Annotated in this window: 17 protein-coding genes and 1 tRNA gene; 14 read left to right on the forward strand and 4 right to left on the reverse strand. The window is 63.1% G+C overall.

Annotation, left to right across the window (positions count from 1 at the left end; translation table 11 throughout):
- The first annotated feature begins 154 nt into the window (after positions 1 to 154).
- From CC207_RS07010 to CC207_RS07025, 4 genes are all read left to right on the forward strand, one after another.
- Positions 155 to 868 carry a histidine phosphatase family protein gene (locus CC207_RS07010; protein ID WP_062361157.1) on the forward strand — a complete coding sequence of 238 codons (714 nt, stop codon included), beginning with the start codon at positions 155 to 157 and terminating at the stop codon, positions 866 to 868.
- A 54-nt stretch (positions 869 to 922) separates the two neighbouring features.
- Positions 923 to 1,240 carry an SCP2 sterol-binding domain-containing protein gene (locus CC207_RS07015; protein WP_028692453.1) on the forward strand — a complete coding sequence of 106 codons (318 nt, stop codon included), beginning with the start codon at positions 923 to 925 and terminating at the stop codon, positions 1,238 to 1,240.
- A gap of 196 nt (positions 1,241 to 1,436) precedes the next feature.
- Positions 1,437 to 2,504: a phosphotransferase family protein gene (locus CC207_RS07020; RefSeq protein WP_088851785.1), complete on the forward strand. Its 1,068-nt coding sequence runs from the start codon at positions 1,437 to 1,439 to the stop codon at positions 2,502 to 2,504.
- A gap of 27 nt (positions 2,505 to 2,531) precedes the next feature.
- Positions 2,532 to 3,299 (forward strand): SDR family oxidoreductase, encoded by a 768-nt coding sequence (locus tag CC207_RS07025; protein WP_028692455.1) that lies wholly within the window; start codon positions 2,532 to 2,534, stop codon positions 3,297 to 3,299.
- Positions 3,300 to 3,354: 55 nt separating this feature from the next.
- Here CC207_RS07025 and CC207_RS07030 read toward each other — a convergent pair whose 3' ends face one another.
- A complete protein-coding gene (locus tag CC207_RS07030) occupies positions 3,355 to 4,176 on the reverse strand; it encodes a bifunctional 2-polyprenyl-6-hydroxyphenol methylase/3-demethylubiquinol 3-O-methyltransferase UbiG (RefSeq protein WP_088851786.1) in 822 nt (273 codons plus the stop codon).
- Positions 4,177 to 4,312: 136 nt separating this feature from the next.
- On the opposite strand from CC207_RS07030, the gene CC207_RS07035 reads away from it, so the two are divergent.
- Positions 4,313 to 5,332 carry a helix-turn-helix transcriptional regulator gene (locus CC207_RS07035; protein ID WP_088851787.1) on the forward strand — a complete coding sequence of 340 codons (1,020 nt, stop codon included), beginning with the start codon at positions 4,313 to 4,315 and terminating at the stop codon, positions 5,330 to 5,332.
- A gap of 56 nt (positions 5,333 to 5,388) precedes the next feature.
- Here the strand turns inward: CC207_RS07035 and CC207_RS07040 are convergent, their stop codons facing one another.
- From CC207_RS07040 to CC207_RS07050, 3 genes are all read right to left on the reverse strand, one after another.
- Positions 5,389 to 5,958: an SPOR domain-containing protein gene (locus CC207_RS07040; RefSeq protein WP_028692457.1), complete on the reverse strand. Its 570-nt coding sequence runs from the start codon at positions 5,956 to 5,958 to the stop codon at positions 5,389 to 5,391.
- Between the two features lie 155 nt (positions 5,959 to 6,113).
- Positions 6,114 to 6,190: transfer RNA gene (locus CC207_RS07045), tRNA-Val, on the reverse strand.
- Between the two features lie 158 nt (positions 6,191 to 6,348).
- Positions 6,349 to 7,791, reverse strand: coding sequence for a SulP family inorganic anion transporter (locus tag CC207_RS07050; RefSeq protein WP_028692458.1), 1,443 nt, complete (start codon positions 7,789 to 7,791; stop codon positions 6,349 to 6,351).
- A gap of 142 nt (positions 7,792 to 7,933) precedes the next feature.
- Between CC207_RS07050 and CC207_RS07055 the strand changes: the two genes are divergently transcribed.
- The 9 genes from CC207_RS07055 to nuoG all read left to right on the forward strand — a co-directional run.
- Positions 7,934 to 8,698, forward strand: a complete 765-nt coding sequence (locus tag CC207_RS07055) for a secretin N-terminal domain-containing protein (protein WP_236180205.1) — start codon at positions 7,934 to 7,936, stop codon at positions 8,696 to 8,698.
- A gap of 494 nt (positions 8,699 to 9,192) precedes the next feature.
- The gene (aceA, locus tag CC207_RS07060) at positions 9,193 to 10,518 is read left to right on the forward strand and encodes an isocitrate lyase (protein ID WP_088851788.1); all 1,326 of its coding nucleotides are present in this window, start codon (positions 9,193 to 9,195) and stop codon (positions 10,516 to 10,518) included.
- Positions 10,519 to 10,784: 266 nt separating this feature from the next.
- Positions 10,785 to 11,447, forward strand: a complete 663-nt coding sequence (locus CC207_RS07065; protein WP_088851789.1) for a lysoplasmalogenase — start codon at positions 10,785 to 10,787, stop codon at positions 11,445 to 11,447.
- 381 nt (positions 11,448 to 11,828) lie between these two features.
- Positions 11,829 to 12,242: an NADH-quinone oxidoreductase subunit A gene (locus tag CC207_RS07070; RefSeq protein ID WP_028692461.1), complete on the forward strand. Its 414-nt coding sequence runs from the start codon at positions 11,829 to 11,831 to the stop codon at positions 12,240 to 12,242.
- A 9-nt stretch (positions 12,243 to 12,251) separates the two neighbouring features.
- Positions 12,252 to 12,929, forward strand: a complete 678-nt coding sequence (locus tag CC207_RS07075) for an NADH-quinone oxidoreductase subunit B family protein (protein WP_008096180.1) — start codon at positions 12,252 to 12,254, stop codon at positions 12,927 to 12,929.
- Between the two features lie 79 nt (positions 12,930 to 13,008).
- Complete coding sequence (gene nuoC / locus CC207_RS07080; RefSeq protein WP_088851790.1) at positions 13,009 to 14,790, forward strand: NADH-quinone oxidoreductase subunit C/D; 1,782 nt, start codon at positions 13,009 to 13,011, stop codon at positions 14,788 to 14,790.
- A 2-nt stretch (positions 14,791 to 14,792) separates the two neighbouring features.
- On the forward strand, positions 14,793 to 15,290 hold the full coding sequence (nuoE, locus tag CC207_RS07085) for an NADH-quinone oxidoreductase subunit NuoE (RefSeq protein ID WP_012313767.1): 498 nt from the start codon (positions 14,793 to 14,795) through the stop codon (positions 15,288 to 15,290).
- Positions 15,287 to 16,654, forward strand: a complete 1,368-nt coding sequence (gene nuoF / locus CC207_RS07090) for an NADH-quinone oxidoreductase subunit NuoF (protein WP_028692463.1) — start codon at positions 15,287 to 15,289, stop codon at positions 16,652 to 16,654. The genes nuoE and nuoF overlap by 4 nt, the downstream gene beginning before the upstream one ends.
- 132 nt (positions 16,655 to 16,786) lie before the next feature.
- Positions 16,787 to 17,920, forward strand: a 1,134-nt coding sequence (gene nuoG, locus CC207_RS27410) for an NADH-quinone oxidoreductase subunit NuoG (RefSeq protein WP_256582035.1), incomplete at its 3' end; no start/stop codon positions are given.

Raw genomic sequence — 17,920 nt, forward strand, 5'->3', positions numbered from 1 at the left:
CAAGCATACCGGGGCGCCAGAGCCGCTGCCAGCCGGTGAAAATGCTGGCAACACAGTTCAAACGACCTTTTCAAACGCTTGTATGTTTTTTCGTTGACAGCCCGCCTGGGGCAACCTAACCTCGCAACAACCTCCAACCGGGCCGGACTTCAACGTGGGCAATCTCTACCTGATCCGACATGGCCAAGCCTCCTTCGGTGCCGCTGACTACGACGTGCTCTCGCCGGTCGGTGAGCGTCAGAGCCGGGCACTGGGCGAGCACCTCGCTCAGCTGGGCGTGCGCCTGGACCGTTGCCTGGCCGGCACCCTGCGTCGCCAGCAGGACACCGCCCGCCTGGCCCTCGACGCGCTGCAGGCACATGGCGAGGCAGTCCCGACCATTGAGACCGACGCGGCCTTCAACGAGTTCGACGCCGACGGCGTGATCCGTGCCCTGCTCCCTGCCCTGCTGCCCGAAGAGCCCGAGGCCCTGCATGTACTGCGCAATGGCGCCCAGCACCGCGGCGAGTTCCAACGTCTGTTCGCCCTGATGGTGCAGCGCTGGCACGACGGCGAGCATGCCCACGATGAACACCTGGAAACCTGGCAGGCCTTCACCGGCCGGGTCGGCGATGGTCTGCGACGGCTGCTCGACAGCGCCGCCAGCGGCGACAACATCGCCCTGTTCACCTCCGGCGGTACCATCGCTGCCCTGCTTCACCTGGTGAGCGGAATCACGCCGGCTCAGGCGTTCACCCTGAACTGGCAGATCATCAACACGTCGCTCAGCCACCTGAAATTCCGGGGCCGCGACGTCACCCTGGCTTCCTTCAACAGCCAAGCCCATGTGCGGCTGTTGCGGTTGCCGGAGCTCGTCACCTACCGATGAGCCCGGTCTGTTGTGTCCTTGCGGACGCGAATATCACTTAACAAGGAATACACCATGAGCGATGTAGCTAAAGCCGTCGAGGCGATGAAGGCAAAATTCAACCCATCCGCTGCCGCCGGCCTGGACCTGGTGTTCGGCTTCAACATCACCGATGAAGACAAGCACTACGCCCTGCTGGTCAAGGATGGCACCTGCGAGATCCAGGAAGGCGAGAATGCCGACGCCAACTGCACCCTGGTGATGGACAGCGAGACCCTCAAGGGCATCGTCAGCGGTGAAACCGACGGCATGCAAGCCTTCATGGGTGGCAAGCTGCGCGTCGAAGGCGACATGATGCTGTCGATGAAGCTCAGCGAGCTGTTCCCATCCTGATCGGCGCGGCGAATCGCCAATGAAAAACCGAAGCCTGACGGGCTTCGGTTTTTTTTCGCCCGCCGCTAGGCCCATCCATCAGGGCGATTGATCGTCCGGCAACACCCAGGCCAATAAATGTCTGGCACGCTTGTACCAGCTTTGACGGGAAATTAGATTAGCCAATAGTCCTTGCTACCGATCATAAGGAAATCGCATGACGCTCACCGACCAGTCCACCCAGGCACGCCCCGGCGAAGAACTCGACGCGGCCGTCATCGATCCGTACCTGAAGGATCACATTCCCGACCTCGACGGCACGCCGAGCATCAGCCAGTTCCCCGGCGGCGCCTCCAACCTGACCTACCTGGTCAGCTACCCGGATCGTGAATTCGTGCTGCGTCGCCCACCGTTCGGTCACAAGGCCAAGTCGGCCCACGACATGGGCCGTGAGTTTCGCATCCTCAACCAGCTCAACGCCGGCTTCCCCTATTGCCCCAAGGCCTACGTGCACTGCACCAACGAATCGCTGATCGGCGGCGAGTTCTATGTAATGGAACGGGTCAACGGCATCATCCTGCGTTCGGACATCCCTGCCGAACTGGACCTTGATGCTGGCCGCACCGAAGCCTTGTGCAAGAGCTTCATCGATCGCCTGGTCGAGCTGCACCAGGTCGACTACCAGGCCTGCGGCCTGGCTGACCTGGGCAAGCCGGAAGGGTATGTGCAGCGCCAGATCGAAGGCTGGGCCAGCCGCTATGAAAAAGCCCTGACGCCCGACGCGCCGCGCTGGGAGCAGGTGATCGCCTGGCTGCGCGAGAAGATGCCCACCGACCATCCGCACCCGGGCATCGTGCACAACGACTACCGCTTCGACAACGTCATCCTCGACAGCGCCAATCCGATGCGCATCATCGGCGTGCTGGACTGGGAGATGGCCACCATCGGCGACCCGCTGATGGACCTGGGCAACAGCCTGGCCTACTGGATCGAGGCGGGCGACCCGGCGCCGGTGCAACTGATGCGCCGCCAGCCGAGCAACGCCCCCGGCATGCTCACTCGCCAGCAGTTCGTCGACTATTACGCCGAGCGCGCCGGCATCCGCATCGACAACTTCGACTTCTATTATTGCTACGGCCTGTTCCGCCTGGCCGGCATCGTCCAGCAGATCTACTACCGCTTCTTCCACGGCCAGACCCAGGACAAGCGCTTCGCCCAGTTCATCCACATGAACCGGCTGCTGGAGCAGATGAGCCTGCAACTGATCGGCAAATCCAGCCTGTAACTTCGGCAGACAACAAGGAATATGCGCATGTCCAAGACCCACCTGTTCGACCTCGACGGCAAGATCGCCTTCGTTTCCGGCGCCAGCCGCGGCATCGGCGAAGCCATCGCCCACCTGCTGGCCCAGCAAGGTGCCCATGTGATCGTTTCCAGCCGCAAGCTCGACGGCTGTCAGCAGGTGGCCGAGGCGATCGTCGCCGCCGGCGGCAAGGCCACCGCGATGGCCTGTCACATTGGCGAGATGGAGCAGATCCAGCAGGTGTTCGCCGCCATCCGCGAACAGTTCGGCCGCCTCGACATCCTGGTCAACAACGCCGCCACCAACCCGCAGTTCTGCAACGTCCTGGACACCGACCTGGGGGCGTTCCAGAAGACCGTCGACGTCAATATCCGCGGTTACTTCTTCATGTCGGTGGAAGCCGGCAAGCTGATGCGCGAGCACGGCGGCGGCAGCATTATCAACGTGGCCTCGATCAATGGCGTCTCGCCCGGATTGTTCCAGGGCATCTACTCGGTGACCAAGGCGGCGGTGATCAACATGACCAAGGTCTTCGCCAAGGAGTGCGCGCAGTTCGGCATCCGCTGCAACGCCCTGCTGCCGGGGCTGACCGACACCAAGTTCGCCTCGGCGCTGGTGAAGAACGACAGCATCCGCAACGCCGCGCTGCAGCAGATCCCGCTCAAGCGCGTGGCCGACCCGAGCGAGATGGCAGGCGCGGTGCTGTACCTGGCCAGTGATGCCTCCAGCTATACCACCGGCACCGCGCTCAATGTCGACGGTGGATTCCTGTCCTGATCCGGATTCATGCACGCGCCTAAGGGGTGGTGACGCATGCCATAGGTCCGCGCGCCTACCCCTTCACCGCCTGCAGCGTATAGCTCAGCGGCAACCGCCACGGCGCCTCGTTCAGGCGCCACTCGCCGTCATCGCCCAGCGTCATCTGCCCCGGCAGCGCCTCCCAGGGGAGGCTCTGATGCTCTTCCAGGCCGGTAATGCGCAGGCCATTGTTCAGCAACGCGGTGATCACCTCGCCCAAGCCATGGTTCCACTCATGAGTTTCGGTCTGGGTCAGGGCCTGGTCGGTCTCGACGTAGGTCTCGTCGCTGTGCCACACCGTCGGCGCCTCGCGCTCGAAGTACGGATACTCCAGTTGCAGGCGGTCCTGATGGTCCTCGTTCACGGCCATCAGCATCGGGTGGCCGTCGCGCAGGAACAGCCGCCCGCCCGGCTTGAGCAAAGCCGCCACGGTCTGCGCCCAGCGCTCGATGCACGGCAGCCAGCACAGCGCGCCGATGCCGGTGTAGACCAGGTCGAATGCCTCAGCAGCCAGTACCTGCGCGGCCTGATAGACGTCCGATTCGACATACCCGATGCCCGCACCACAGCGCTCGGCCAGTTGGCGCGCCTGAGCCAGGGAGGCCGCGGAGAAGTCCAGGCCGCAGACCTCGGCGCCCAGGCGCGCCAGCGACAGGGTGTCGGTACCGATATGGCATTGCAGGTGCACGGCGCGCAGGCCGTGGATATCGCCCAGACGCGGCAGGTCGAAACGCACCACCTCGGACAGATGCCCGGGCTCGGCGACGAAGCGCTCGACTTCGTAGTCCCCGGAGGCGGCGTGCAGGGGCGCGCGCTCGTCCCAGCTGGCGCGGTTGAGTTCCAGTGATCGGCTCATTGCGGTGCTTCCCTGTCCTGAGTGAGTCAGGCGCCACGTTAACCGGCCCCGACATGCCCGGCAACCACCCCGTCAACCTCAAGTTGACAGCTCGGGTATACTGCCCCCTTCGTGCCCGCCCAAGGATCCAGCGCCCATGACCGAAAACAGCTTCGCCTTTCGCCTCAAGGAACTGCTCGAACACCACAAGCTAACCCTGCAGGCTGTGGGCACGGCGCTGGGAATCTCGCGCACCGCGGTGCACAAGTGGACCCGCGGCGGCGAGATCGACTACGACAACCTGCGCCGCCTGGCCGACCTGCTCAAGGTCAACTGGATCTGGCTGCGCTACGGCGAGGAGGCCCTGCACAGCGTGCAGCAGGCCGCGGTGGTCGAGCTGCCGATGACCGACGTGCGCCGCCGCTACACCGCCGAGATCATGGAAAGCGAGACGCGCATGAAGCTGGCCCAGGAGGGCGCGCGCATCGTCACCTGGGAATGGAACCTGGTCACCGACGAAGTGACCTACTCGCCCAACGTCGAGGCGGTGTATGGCTGGCCGTTGCGTCGTAACGAGGACTTCTGGGAACACATCCATGTCGATGACGCCCAGCACATGCAGGGCATGTATGCCCAGGCGGTGGCCGACGGCACCGGCTGCGAATGCGATTTTCGCATCACCCGCCCCGACGGCGGCCAGCGCTGGATCGCCTCACGCGCCACGGTATTGCGCGACAGTGTCGGGCGCCCGGTGAAAATGGTCGGCATCAGCATGGACAACACCGAGCGCAAGGTGGCCGAAGAGGAGCTGCGCCATAGCGAAGCGCGTTTTCGCACCATCTTCGAACTGGCCTGGGGCGCGCTGGCCTACATCGACCCAGATGGCAGCTGGCAGCGGGTCAACGGCAGTTTTTGCGAGCTGCTGGGGTACAGTGAAGACGAACTGTACGGCACGACCTTCCAGCAGATCACCCACCCCGACGACCTGCCGGACAACCTGGCGCTACTGAGGCGCATGCTGGCCGGCGAGATCGACCGTTACGAGGTGCAGAAACGCGTGCGCCACAAGGACGGGCACTATATCTGGGTGCGGGCGCGCACCTCGCTGGAACGCCGAGCAGATGGGCAACCGCAGCATCTGATCAGCGTGTTCGAGGACATCAGCACTGATCGCTAGCCGTTGAAGCGGTCCGCACCGCAACCTGGGCAATGCCCCCAAGCCACGGTCGACAATCAGCGTTGGACGCCGTGCTGGATGACGATCGAGTCAGTGCCCAGCTTGGCCATCACTTCGGCCTTGCGCGCATCGGCATCGGCCTTGGCCGGGAACGGCCCCATCAGCACCACCGGCTTGCCCTCGCGGTATTCGACCCAGGACGGAATGCCCTTCTCGATCAGGCGCGCGGTCATGTCGGTCAGGGCGCCCATGTTCGGCCCCTGGATCACCTCCACGTCCCAGCCCTCCGGCGCCGGCTGGTCGGCCAGGGCCTCGGCGCGACGCTGCAGGTCGGCGCCCCCGCAGACTTCACGAATGCGCAGGTTGTTGCCGGTCTCGTCGATGAGGATTTCGTATTGCCCATCATGCTTGATCGCCACGTAGCTGCGATACGCTTCGTACTGCCCGGCGTCGTCCTTGCCACGCACCTGGCCGCAGATAGAGCCCTGGGTGTCGAAGCGCACGTTGGCGAACTTGGCCGTCTTGGGGTTGTTCAGGTGTTCGGCCACCTGCTTGTGTACGCCTTCGACCTCGTTGTTACAGCCCGCCAGGGCCAACACCGCCATTACCACCGCCAGTTTGCGCACGCCTGTACCTCCAGATTCGAAGGGGCGGATTCTAACATGAGCGGACAGCTCGGCCGCAGGGATGAGGCGAAGGTGGAAGGTTGCAGCGTATGTCGGCAACGGTGGAACGGCACAAAGCAAAGAGGGCGATCCTTACGGATCGCCCTCTTCAGGTTTGGTAGGCACAATTGGACTCGAACCAACGACCCCCACCATGTCAAGGTGGTGCTCTAACCAACTGAGCTATGTGCCTGTCGTGTGGGGCGCATATTAGTCATCGATCGTGCGTCTGTAAAGCGGTTTTTTCAAAAAAATCAAAAACTTTGCGAATCAGCTTAACGCGACCTCTGCTTGGACGCGCAGTGCCCAGGCCCAAGACCCTCTACAACAATCCTGCTCGCCAGCACACACTCAGTGCTGCTCCCCCGCACGCCTGAGCAGCTTCCTGCAACGCTCCGACAAGTGCACCACCCGCAACTGCTTGCCTGCCTTGGCATACCGCTCGCGCAAGGTCTTCAGCGCCGCCACCGCAGAATAATCGACAAAGCTCAGGTGCTGGCAGTCCAGGGTGACCCTGGCCGGATCATTGGCCGGATCGAACTGGTTGAGAAACGGCGTGGTCGAGGCGAAGAACAGCGTGCCATGGACCTGGTAATGCTTGCTGCCCTCGCCGTCCACATGACTGTCGGCATACAACTCCCGCGCATGCTGCCAGGCGAAGTTGATCGCGGCGATGACGATGCCGAACAGTACCGCCGTGGCCAGGTCAGTGAACACCGTGACCACGGTCACGGCGATAATCGCCAGCACATCACTTACCGGCACCTTGTGCAGCACCCGCAGGGAGGCCCAGGCGAAGGTCTGCTGGGCCACCACGAACATCACCCCGACCAGCGCCGCCAGCGGAATGCGCTCGATCAGCGGCGACAGGAACAGGATGAACAGCAGGATCATCACCCCGGCCACCACGCCCGACAGGCGCCCACGGCCATTGGAACTGAGGTTGATCACGGTCTGGCCGATCATCGCGCAGCCGCCCATGCCACCGCACAGGCCCGAGACCATGTTGGCCGCGCCCAGCGCCACACACTCGCGGTCCGGATAGCCGCGGCTCTCGGTGATCTCGTCGGTGAGGTTGAGGGTCAGCAGGGTTTCCAGCAGGCCGACCATGGCCATCAGCACTGCATAGGGAGCAATGATCTTGAGGGTTTCCAGGTTCCATGGCACCTGCGGCAGGGCCAGGATCGGCAGGCCGCCGGCGATGTGCGCCATGTCGCCGAGGGTACGGGTCGGCAGGCCGAGCAGATAGACCAGCAGACCGACACCGAGGATCGCGACCAACGCCGGTGGCACCGCACGAGTCAGCTTTGGCAGGACGTAGACCACCAGCATGGTCAGCGCCACCAAGCCGATCATCAGGTACAGCGGCGTCCCGCCAAGCCAGTGCTCGCCGTCCTTGAAGTGCTCCAGCTGGGCCAGGGCGATGACGATGGCCAGGCCGTTGACGAAGCCGAGCATCACCGGGTAAGGCACCAGTCGCACCAGCTTGCCCAGGCGCAGCGCGCCGAACAGGATCATCACCACACCGCCGAGCAGCACCGTGGCCAGCAGATACTGGGCGCCGTGCTGCACCACCAGGGCGACGATCACCACCGCCATGGAGCCGGCGGCGCCGGAGATCATGCCGGGACGACCGCCGAACAAGGCGGTCAGGGTACAGATAATGAAGGCACCATACAGCCCCATGAGCGGGTTGAGGTGTGCCACCAGGGCAAAGGCGATGCACTCCGGCACCAAGGCGAACGAAGTGGTGAGGCCGGCGAGCAGGTCGGCGCGTAGTCGGGCGGGTTTCATGGAGGTCCTGTAGACAACCTCAAGCTCCCACGCTGTGGAGACTTGAGTAATGAGCCTGAAAATCGAGGGCGCGATGTTACGGATTTTGTCTGACAGCAGCCACCGCCAATCCGCACGGCAAGTTGCACGCAAATTTGCCATCATGTCCATTCCACCCGCGGAGATCATGGACATGCCGCTACGCCCCCTGCTCGCCTCCCTGCTGCTGGCCGCCAGCCTCACCGCCCAGGCCGCCACCGAGGTCATCCCCCTGCAACACCGCAGCAGCGCCGAACTGCTGCCCGCCGCCCAGTCGTTCCTGGGCAAGGACGGCAGCGTCAGCACCTTCGAGGACAAGCTGATCGTCAACGCCAGCCAGGAACGCATCGACGATCTGCGCGCCCTGCTGCAACAGCTCGACACCGCGCCCAAGCGCCTGCTGATCAGCGTCGACAACAACGACAGCAACTTCCAGGACAACCACGGCAACGCCCGCGTGATCCGCTACGGCACAGCCAATCGCGAAGGCGGCGTGCAGCAGGTGCAGGCCAGCGACGGGCAGCCGGCACTGATCCAGGTGGGCCAGAGCATTCCCGTCACCAGCACCGCCACCGATGGTTACGGGCGCCTCCAGAGCAACACCGAATACCGCAATGTCACCCAAGGCTTCTACGTCACGCCACGCCTGAGCGGCGACACGGTTCGTCTGCAAATCAGCACCAATAATGATCGAATGAGCCAGGAACGTGCCGATGTAGTGAAAGTTCAAAGCACCGACACGACCGTCACCGGCAAGCTCGGCGAGTGGATCACCCTGGCCGGGTTCAACCAGCAGAGCCAATCCGAACGCAGCGCTTCAAGCCTCAGTTACAGCACTCAGCGCGGTGAAAACATGACTCTGCGCGTCAAAGTCGACCTTCTCGACTGAACCCAGGCAATTCAAGGCCTCGACCAAAGGCCTTGAAACTGACCGCCAAGTCGCATTAGACCAAAGATGTAGTAAGCAGAAAAAAGCACTACAAAACATTTGACAGGCTCTTTTCGCCAAGGGCATGATGGCCTCGCTCCCGCTAATCAGAGGCCCTGGCAAGGGTCTTCGAGGTGCGCTCCTCCCACCGTGGAGGCACCTCGTGTCCATACGGCCCACAAGGCGGTTCGACGGGATTGCGACTGCAACGAAGAAGTTGTCCCGAGGGACGGAAGCGCATCACCGCAGTTCTGGCAATCGCGTCGCACCGCAGCAAGGCAACCACGAGCCGACCTGCAGGGCACACCTTCGCCTGGCCGCACACCCCTTCCCCCTTCGAGCCTTCTGCGTTCGCCGCCGCACGCCCCCGGACAGGACAGCCGCCTGGCTTCTGATCCGCGTATCCGAGCATCAGCACAATTACACTCAAGATCGATGCGACGAGGTTTATTTCCATGGCACTGACACGCGAACAGCAAATTGCAGCCCTCGAGAAAGACTGGGCCGAAAACCCGCGCTGGAAAGGCGTGACCCGTACCTACACCGCCGCTGATGTCGTTCGCCTGCGTGGCTCGCTGCAGCCAGAGCACACCTTTGCTCGCCAAGGCGCAGAAAAACTGTGGAAGCTGGTCACCGAAGGTGCCCACCCATCCTTCCGCCCAGAAAAAGATTTCGTCAACTGCATGGGCGCCCTGACCGGTGGCCAGGCAGTGCAGCAGGTAAAAGCTGGCATCCAGGCCATCTACCTGTCCGGCTGGCAAGTTGCCGCCGACAACAACTCGGCCGAGTCGATGTACCCCGACCAGTCGCTGTACCCGGTCGACTCGGTACCAACCGTAGTCAAGCGCATCAACAACGCCTTCCGCCGCGCCGACCAGATCCAGTGGAAAGCCGGCAAGAACCCGGGCGACGATGGCTACATCGACTACTTCGCACCGATCGTGGCTGACGCCGAAGCCGGTTTCGGCGGCGTGCTGAACGCCTACGAGCTGATGAAGAACATGATTGAAGCGGGCGCCGCCGGCGTGCACTTCGAAGACCAGCTGGCCTCGGTGAAAAAATGCGGCCACATGGGCGGCAAGGTCCTGGTGCCGACCCAGGAAGCCGTGCAGAAGCTGGTTGCAGCGCGTCTGGCCGCCGACGTCTCGGGTGTGCCGACCATCATCCTGGCCCGTACCGACGCCAACGCCGCCGACCTGCTGACCAGCGACTGCGACCCGTACGACCAGCCGTTCGTGATCGGCGAGCGTACCCGTGAAGGCTTCTACAAGGTGCGCGCCGGCCTCGACCAGGCCATCGCCCGCGGCCTGGCCTACGCCCCGTACGCCGACCTGATCTGGTGTGAAACCGCCAAGCCGGACCTGGAAGAAGCCCGTCGCTTCGCCGAGGCGATCAAGAAGGAATACCCAGGCCAGATCCTGTCGTACAACTGCTCGCCTTCCTTCAACTGGAAGAAGAATCTGGACGACGCCACCATCGCCAAGTTCCAGCGCGAGCTGTCGGCCATGGGCTACAAGCACCAGTTCATCACCCTGGCCGGCATCCACAACATGTGGCACGGCATGTTCAACCTGGCGCACGACTACGCCCGCAACGACATGACCGCCTACGTGAAGCTGCAGGAGCAGGAATTCGCCGACGCGAGCAAAGGCTACACCTTCGTGGCGCACCAGCAGGAAGTCGGTACCGGCTACTTCGACGACATGACCACCGTGATCCAGGGTGGCGCCTCGTCGGTGACCGCACTGACCGGTTCGACCGAGGAAGAGCAGTTCCACTGAGTGCAGTGAGCTGTTGAGCAAGGCCCGGGATTCGCGAGGATTCCGGGCCTTCTTCATTGTTTTCAGGCCAAACGCCCCCCTGTAGGAGCGGCCTTGTGTCGCGAAAGGGCCGCAAAGCGGCCCCGGCGATCTTTGCGTCAACGCTGAAACCCTGGGGCCGCTCCGCGCCCCTTTCGCGACACAAGGCAGCTCCTACAGGGACCGCATTACCAGCAAAACCCAGGATCAGGTCTAAGCTTGTGGCTACCCCACAGCAAGGACTGCCCATGCCCCGCCCTGGCCACCTGCTCACCCTCGCCGTCGCAGCCGCCGCCGTCTATCTATATGCGCTGACCAGCGACAACGCCCTGCTCGGCCTGCTGGTCAAACCCATTCCGGTGCTCGCCCTGATTGCCTGGCTGAGCACCACCCCCGTCACACCCTATCGTCGCTGGATCATCGTCGGCCTGGCCTTCTCAGTGCTTGGCGACATACTCCTGGCCATTCCCCGTGACCTGTTCGTGTTCGGCCTCGCGGCGTTTCTTTGCGCCCACCTGGCCTACCTGCGCGGCTATTGCAGCCTCACATGGCGCCCGGCCTACCCGGCCCTGGCCTTCGCCGTGCTGATCGGCGGTTCGCTGTTCGGCCTGCTCGCCGGCCATGGCCTGGGTCCACTGCTGATCCCGGTGGTACTCTACGCCCTGACCATCGGCGCCATGCTCTGGCGCGCCCTGGCCTGTGGTGGCCTGGCCGCGCTGGGCGCCTGCGCCTTCGTGTTCTCCGACGGCCTGATCGGCATCGACCGCTTCGTCAGCCCGTTCGCCGCCGCCGAGTACCTGATCATCCTCTTCTACTGGCTCGGCCAGTGGCTGATCGCCGCGTCGGTCAGCCGCGACGCAAGCGACAAAGTATTGATCCAGAGCGGTACGCGCAGCGCCGGAAGCTGCTAGAACGAGAGTTTTTCGCATTTGCAAGAGGGGCGCTCGGCAGATGAACTTTGCAAGGGCCAGAACAGCAAAAACATTACAGGCCAGATCAAATGATATTAATTATCATTACGCAACTAGCCCGTCATTACGCGGGGCAAGAAACATAATTAACAAATCCGCGCCCAATGCCCGAAACTCAAGGGTTTCAGCCAGTTACGAAAGATTTTTGTTCTTAAACCTACGAATAAATTTGCAACGGAAATTTTACTTGCACTGGGTTTACCCATAAAATCAGCGCGATTGATTCAGCTGCGACATTTGGTCACTGCGTCTGCGACACCACGTCGCCGCTCTACTTTATTTCAGACTGCAGAGCTGGGTCTCTGTATAAGGATTTCTAGCATGTCCGATTCGGCAGGACTCATCGCCCACAACTGGGGCTTTGCCATCTTCCTCCTGGGTGTCGTCGGCCTGTGTGCCTTCATGCTCGGCCTGTCCAGCCTGCTCGGTAGCAAGGCCTGGGGTCGCGCCAAGAACGAACCCTTCGAATCCGGCATGCTGCCCGTCGGCAGCGCCCGCCTGCGCCTGTCCGCCAAATTCTATCTGGTCGCGATGCTGTTCGTGATCTTCGATATCGAAGCCCTCTTCCTGTATGCATGGTCTGTGTCCGTCCGCGAAAGCGGCTGGACCGGATTCGTCGAAGCTCTCATTTTCATAGCAATTCTGTTGGCAGGTCTTGTCTACCTATGGCGCGTCGGGGCGCTCGATTGGGCTCCCGAAGGTCGCCGCAAGCGGCAAGCGAAGCTGAAACAATGAGGCTTTGGCATGCAATACAATCTCACCAGAATCGATCCGGACGCACCCAACGAGCAGTATCCGGTCGGTGAGCGGGAAACCGTCACCGATCAACTGCTGGAAGACCAGGTCCACAAGAACATCTACATGGGGAAACTCGAAGATGTGCTGCGTGGCGCGGTCAACTGGGGTCGCAAGAACTCCCTCTGGCCGTATAACTTCGGCCTTTCCTGCTGCTACGTGGAAATGACCACGGCCTTCACGGCACCCCACGACATCGCCCGCTTCGGCGCCGAAGTCATCCGGGCCTCGCCGCGCCAGGCCGACTTCATGGTCATCGCCGGTACCTGCTTCGTCAAAATGGCGCCGATCATCCAGCGCCTGTACGAGCAGATGCTCGAGCCCAAGTGGGTCATCTCCATGGGTTCGTGCGCCAACTCCGGCGGCATGTACGACATCTACTCGGTCGTTCAGGGGGTCGACAAGTTCCTCCCCGTGGACGTCTATGTGCCTGGCTGCCCGCCGCGCCCCGAGGCATTCCTGCAAGGCTTGATGCTGCTGCAGGAGTCGATCGGCCAAGAACGACGCCCGCTTTCCTGGGTGGTTGGTGATCAAGGCATCTACCGTGCCGAGATGCCCGCCCAGAAAGACTTGCGTCGCGAACAGCGCATTGCGGTAACCAACCTGCGCAGCCCCGACGAAGTCTGATCCAGCGACCTGCCGCCCGCTCCCGAAGGAGCCGGCGGCCTGGCTTCATTCTTAACGCTGACCCAAAGCGACCGAGACCATGACAGCGGACAACGCTATTTATATTCCGCCCTACAAGGCTGACGACCAGGATGTGGTCGTCGAACTGCACAACCGTTTTGGCGCCGACGCGTTCGTCGCCCAGGAAACCCGCACCGGCATGCCGGTACTGTGGGTAAAACGTGCCCAGCTCAAGGAAGTGCTCAGCTTCCTGCGCGGCGTCGCCAAGCCGTACAGCATGCTGTACGACCTGCACGGCGTCGACGAGCGCCTGCGCACCCAGCGCCGTGGCCTGCCCGCCGCCGATTTCAGCGTGTTCTACCACCTGCTGTCGGTCGAGCGTAACAGCGACGTGATGATCAAGGTGTCGCTCAGCGAGGGCGACCTGAACCTGCCGACCGTGACCGGCATCTGGCCGAACGCCAACTGGTACGAGCGCGAAGTCTGGGACATGTTCGGCATCGATTTTGCCGGCCACCCGCACCTGAGCCGCATCATGATGCCGCCGACCTGGGAAGGCCACCCGCTGCGTAAGGACTACCCGGCCCGCGCCACCGAGTTCGACCCCTACAGCCTGACCCTGGCCAAGCAGCAGCTTGAAGAGGAATCGGCGCGCTTCAACCCCGAAGCCTGGGGCATGAAGCGTCACGGTGCCAACGAGGACTACATGTTCCTCAACCTCGGCCCGAACCACCCTTCGGCCCACGGTGCCTTCCGCATCGTCCTGCAACTGGACGGCGAAGAGATCGTCGACTGCGTCCCGGACATCGGCTACCACCACCGTGGCGCCGAGAAGATGGCCGAGCGTCAATCATGGCATAGCTTCATTCCCTACACCGACCGTATCGACTACCTCGGCGGGGTGATGAACAACCTGCCGTACGTACTGGCGGTGGAAAAGCTGGCCGGCATCAAGGTGCCGCAGAAAGTCGACGTGATTCGCATCATGCTCGCCGAATTCTTCCGTATCACCAGCCACCTGCTGTTCCTGGGTACCTACATCCAGGACGTCGGCGCCATGACCCCGGTGTTCTTCACCTTCACCGACCGCCAGCGCGCCTACACCGTGATCGAGGCGATCACCGGTTTCCGCCTGCACCCGGCCTGGTACCGCATCGGTGGTGTCGCCCACGACCTGCCGCGCGGCTGGGACAAGCTGGTCAAGGACTTCGTCGAATGGCTGCCCAAGCGCCTCGATGAGTACACCAAGGCGGCCCTGCAGAACAGCATCCTCAAAGGCCGTACTATTGGCGTCGCCGCCTACAACACCAAGGAAGCCCTGGCCTGGGGCACCACCGGTGCCGGCCTGCGCTCCACCGGTTGCGACTTCGACCTGCGTAAAGCACGCCCCTACTCCGGCTACGAGAACTTCGAGTTCGAAGTGCCGCTGGCCCACAACGGCGATGCCTACGATCGCTGCATGGTCCGCGTCGAGGAGATGCGCCAGAGTATCCGCATCATCGACCAGTGCCTGCGCAACATGCCGGAAGGCCCGTACAAGGCGGACCATCCGCTGACCACGCCGCCGCCGAAAGAGCGCACCCTGCAGCACATCGAGACCCTGATCACCCACTTCTTGCAAGTCTCGTGGGGCCCGGTCATGCCGGCCAACGAGTCGTTCCAGATGATCGAGGCGACCAAGGGCATCAACAGTTATTACCTGACGAGCGACGGCGGCACCATGAGCTACCGCACCCGGATCCGTACCCCGAGCTACCCGCACCTGCAGCAGATCCCTTCGGTGATCAAAGGCAGCATGGTCGCGGACCTGATCGCGTACCTGGGCAGTATCGACTTCGTTATGGCTGACGTGGACCGCTAAGCATGAACAGCACGCTTATCCAAACCGACCGTTTCGCCCTGAGCGAAACCGAGCGCTCGGCCATCGAGCACGAGATGCACCACTACGAGGACCCGCGCGCGGCGTCCATCGAGGCCCTGAAGATCGTCCAGAAAGAGCGCGGCTGGGTGCCAGACGGCGCCATCTACGCCATTGGCGAAGTGCTGGGCATCCCCGCCAGCGACGTCGAGGGCGTGGCCACCTTCTACAGCCAGATCTTCCGCCAGCCAGTCGGTCGCCACATCATCCGCGTGTGCGACAGCATGGTCTGCTACATCGGCGGCCATGAATCGGTGGTCAGCCAGATCCAGAGCGAGCTGGGCATCGGCCTCGGCCAGACCACTGCAGACGGCCGTTTCACCCTGCTGCCGGTATGCTGCCTGGGCAACTGCGACAAGGCCCCGGCGCTGATGATCGACGACGACACCTTTGGCGACGTGCAGCCTGCCGGCGTCTCCAAGCTGCTGGAGGGTTACGTATGACCATCACTTCCTTCGGCCCGGCCAACCGCATTGCGCGTACCGCCGAAACCCACCCGCTGACCTGGCGCCTGCGTGACGACGGCGAGCCGGTCTGGCTTGCCGAGTACGAGTCCAAGAACGGCTACGCCGCCGCGCGCAAGGCGCTGGCCGACATGTCCGCCGACGACATCGTGCAGAGTGTCAAGGACTCCGGCCTCAAGGGCCGTGGCGGCGCGGGCTTCCCCACTGGCGTGAAGTGGGGCCTGATGCCCAAAGATGAATCCATGAACATCCGCTACCTGCTGTGCAACGCGGATGAAATGGAGCCCAACACCTGGAAAGACCGCATGCTGATGGAGCAACAGCCCCATCTGCTGGTCGAGGGCATGCTGATCAGCGCCCGTGCGCTGAAAGCCTACCGCGGCTACATCTTCCTGCGTGGCGAATACACCACTGCGGCAAAGAACCTCAACCGCGCCATTGACGAAGCCAAGGCCGCAGGCCTTTTGGGCAAGAACATCCTCGGTTCGGGCTTCGACTTCGAGCTGTTCGTGCACACCGGCGCCGGCCGCTATATCTGCGGTGAAGAAACCGCGCTGATCAACTCGCTGGAAGGCCGCCGCGCCAACCCACGCTCCAAGCCGCCCTTCCCTGCCGCGGTCGGCGTGTGGGGCAAGCCGACTTGCGTCAACAACGTCGAGACCCTGTGCAACGTGCCGGCCATCGTCGCCAATGGCAACGACTGGTACAAGTCGCTGGCCCGTGAAGGCAGCGAGGACCACGGCACCAAGCTGATGGGCTTCTCCGGCAAGGTGAAGAACCCCGGCCTGTGGGAACTGCCGTTCGGCGTCACCGCCCGCGAGCTGTTCGAAGACTACGCCGGCGGCATGCGCGACGGCTTCAAGCTCAAGTGCTGGCAGCCAGGCGGCGCCGGTACCGGCTTCCTGCTGCCCGAGCACCTCGATGCACAAATGTATGCCGGTGGTATCGCCAAGGTCGGTACCCGCATGGGTACGGGCCTGGCCATGGCGGTCGACGACAGCATCAACATGGTCTCGCTGCTGCGCAACATGGAAGAGTTCTTCGCCCGCGAATCCTGCGGCTGGTGCACGCCGTGCCGCGACGGCCTGCCGTGGAGCGTGAAGATGCTGCGCGCCCTGGAGAAAGGCCAGGGCCGCGCCGAAGACATCGAGACCCTGCTGGGTCTGGTCAACTTCCTCGGCCCAGGCCGCACCTTCTGTGCTCACGCACCAGGTGCCGTCGAGCCATTGGGCAGTGCCATCAAATATTTCCGCTCGGAATTCGAGGCCGGTGTAGCCCCAGCCAGTGCTGGTAGCGAAGCCCTGCGCCCGAACCTGGCGAAGCCGATCGTGGTCGGCGCATAACAAGATGAACAGCGGATGGTCCGTGCCATCCGCCAGCTCGCCGGCCGGCCCGAACGATTCGTGGCTGGCCGCGAGCTCACCGATTTCCATTAGCCACGCCCGCCCACGCGGGCCAACGAAGAACTTTGAACAATGGCCACTATCCACGTAGACGGCAAAGCGCTCGAAGTCAACGGTGCGGACAACCTGTTACAGGCCTGTCTGTCGCTCGGCCTCGACATCCCCTATTTCTGCTGGCACCCGGCGCTCGGTAGCGTCGGCGCCTGCCGGCAGTGCGCGGTCAAGCAGTACACCGACGAGAACGACACCCGTGGTCGTATCGTCATGTCCTGCATGACCCCTGCCTCCGACGGCACCTGGATTTCCATCGACGATGAAGAGTCCAAGGCGTTTCGCGCCAGCGTCGTCGAATGGCTGATGACCAACCACCCGCACGACTGCCCGGTGTGCGAGGAAGGCGGTCACTGCCACCTGCAGGACATGACGGTAATGACCGGCCACAACGAGCGCCGCTACCGTTTCACCAAGCGTACCCACCAGAACCAGGACCTCGGCCCGTTCATCGCTCATGAGATGAACCGCTGCATCGCCTGCTACCGCTGCGTGCGCTACTACAAGGACTACGCTGGCGGCACCGACCTGGGTGTGTATGGCGCCCACGACAACGTGTATTTCGGTCGCGTCGAAGACGGCGTGCTGGAAAGCGAGTTCTCCGGCAACCTCACCGAGGTCTGCCCGACCGGTGTGTTCACCGACAAGACCCACTCCGAGCGCTACAACCGCAAGTGGGACATGCAGTTCGCCCCGAGCATCTGCCATGGCTGCTCCAGCGGCTGCAACATCAGCCCCGGCGAGCGCTACGGCGAACTGCGCCGCATCGAGAACCGCTTCAACGGCTCGGTGAACCAGTACTTCCTGTGCGACCGTGGCCGCTTCGGTTATGGCTACGTCAACCGCAAGGACCGTCCACGCCAGCCGTTCCTCGCCGATGGCAGCAAGCTGAGCCTGGACGCCGCCCTGGACAAGGCCGCCGACCTGCTGCGCGGCCGCACCATCGTCGGCATCGGCTCGCCACGCGCCAGCCTCGAGAGCAACTACGGCCTGCGTGAGCTGGTCGGCGCCGAGTACTTCTACTCGGGCATGGAAGCTGGCGAACTGGCCCGCGTGAGACTGGCGCTGAACGTGCTGAATGACAGCCCGCTGCCGGTCCCGACCCTGCGCGACATCGAAGACCACGACGCCGTGTTCGTGCTCGGCGAAGACCTG

It is taken from the genome of Pseudomonas sp. DrBHI1 (genome assembly GCF_002205115.1).
Lineage (GTDB): Bacteria > Pseudomonadota > Gammaproteobacteria > Pseudomonadales > Pseudomonadaceae > Aquipseudomonas > Aquipseudomonas mosselii.

Bases quoted from the DNA above. Each gene is read 5' to 3' on its own strand.
- nuoC (WP_088851790.1), top strand. From the start codon at position 13,009: ATGACAGCGGACAACGCTATTTATATTCCGCCCTACAAGGCTGACGAC.
- CC207_RS07030 (WP_088851786.1), bottom strand. From the start codon at position 4,176: ATGAGCCGATCACTGGAACTCAACCGCGCCAGCTGGGACGAGCGCGCG.
- CC207_RS07020 (WP_088851785.1), top strand. From the start codon at position 1,437: ATGACGCTCACCGACCAGTCCACCCAGGCACGCCCCGGCGAAGAACTC.
- CC207_RS07050 (WP_028692458.1), bottom strand. From the start codon at position 7,791: ATGAAACCCGCCCGACTACGCGCCGACCTGCTCGCCGGCCTCACCACT.
- CC207_RS07035 (WP_088851787.1), top strand. From the start codon at position 4,313: ATGACCGAAAACAGCTTCGCCTTTCGCCTCAAGGAACTGCTCGAACAC.
- nuoF (WP_028692463.1), top strand. From the start codon at position 15,287: ATGACCATCACTTCCTTCGGCCCGGCCAACCGCATTGCGCGTACCGCC.
- CC207_RS07025 (WP_028692455.1), top strand. From the start codon at position 2,532: ATGTCCAAGACCCACCTGTTCGACCTCGACGGCAAGATCGCCTTCGTT.
- CC207_RS07055 (WP_236180205.1), top strand. From the start codon at position 7,934: ATGTCCATTCCACCCGCGGAGATCATGGACATGCCGCTACGCCCCCTG.
- nuoE (WP_012313767.1), top strand. From the start codon at position 14,793: ATGAACAGCACGCTTATCCAAACCGACCGTTTCGCCCTGAGCGAAACC.
- CC207_RS07065 (WP_088851789.1), top strand. From the start codon at position 10,785: ATGCCCCGCCCTGGCCACCTGCTCACCCTCGCCGTCGCAGCCGCCGCC.
- CC207_RS07015 (WP_028692453.1), top strand. From the start codon at position 923: ATGAGCGATGTAGCTAAAGCCGTCGAGGCGATGAAGGCAAAATTCAAC.
- aceA (WP_088851788.1), top strand. From the start codon at position 9,193: ATGGCACTGACACGCGAACAGCAAATTGCAGCCCTCGAGAAAGACTGG.
- CC207_RS07075 (WP_008096180.1), top strand. From the start codon at position 12,252: ATGCAATACAATCTCACCAGAATCGATCCGGACGCACCCAACGAGCAG.
- CC207_RS07070 (WP_028692461.1), top strand. From the start codon at position 11,829: ATGTCCGATTCGGCAGGACTCATCGCCCACAACTGGGGCTTTGCCATC.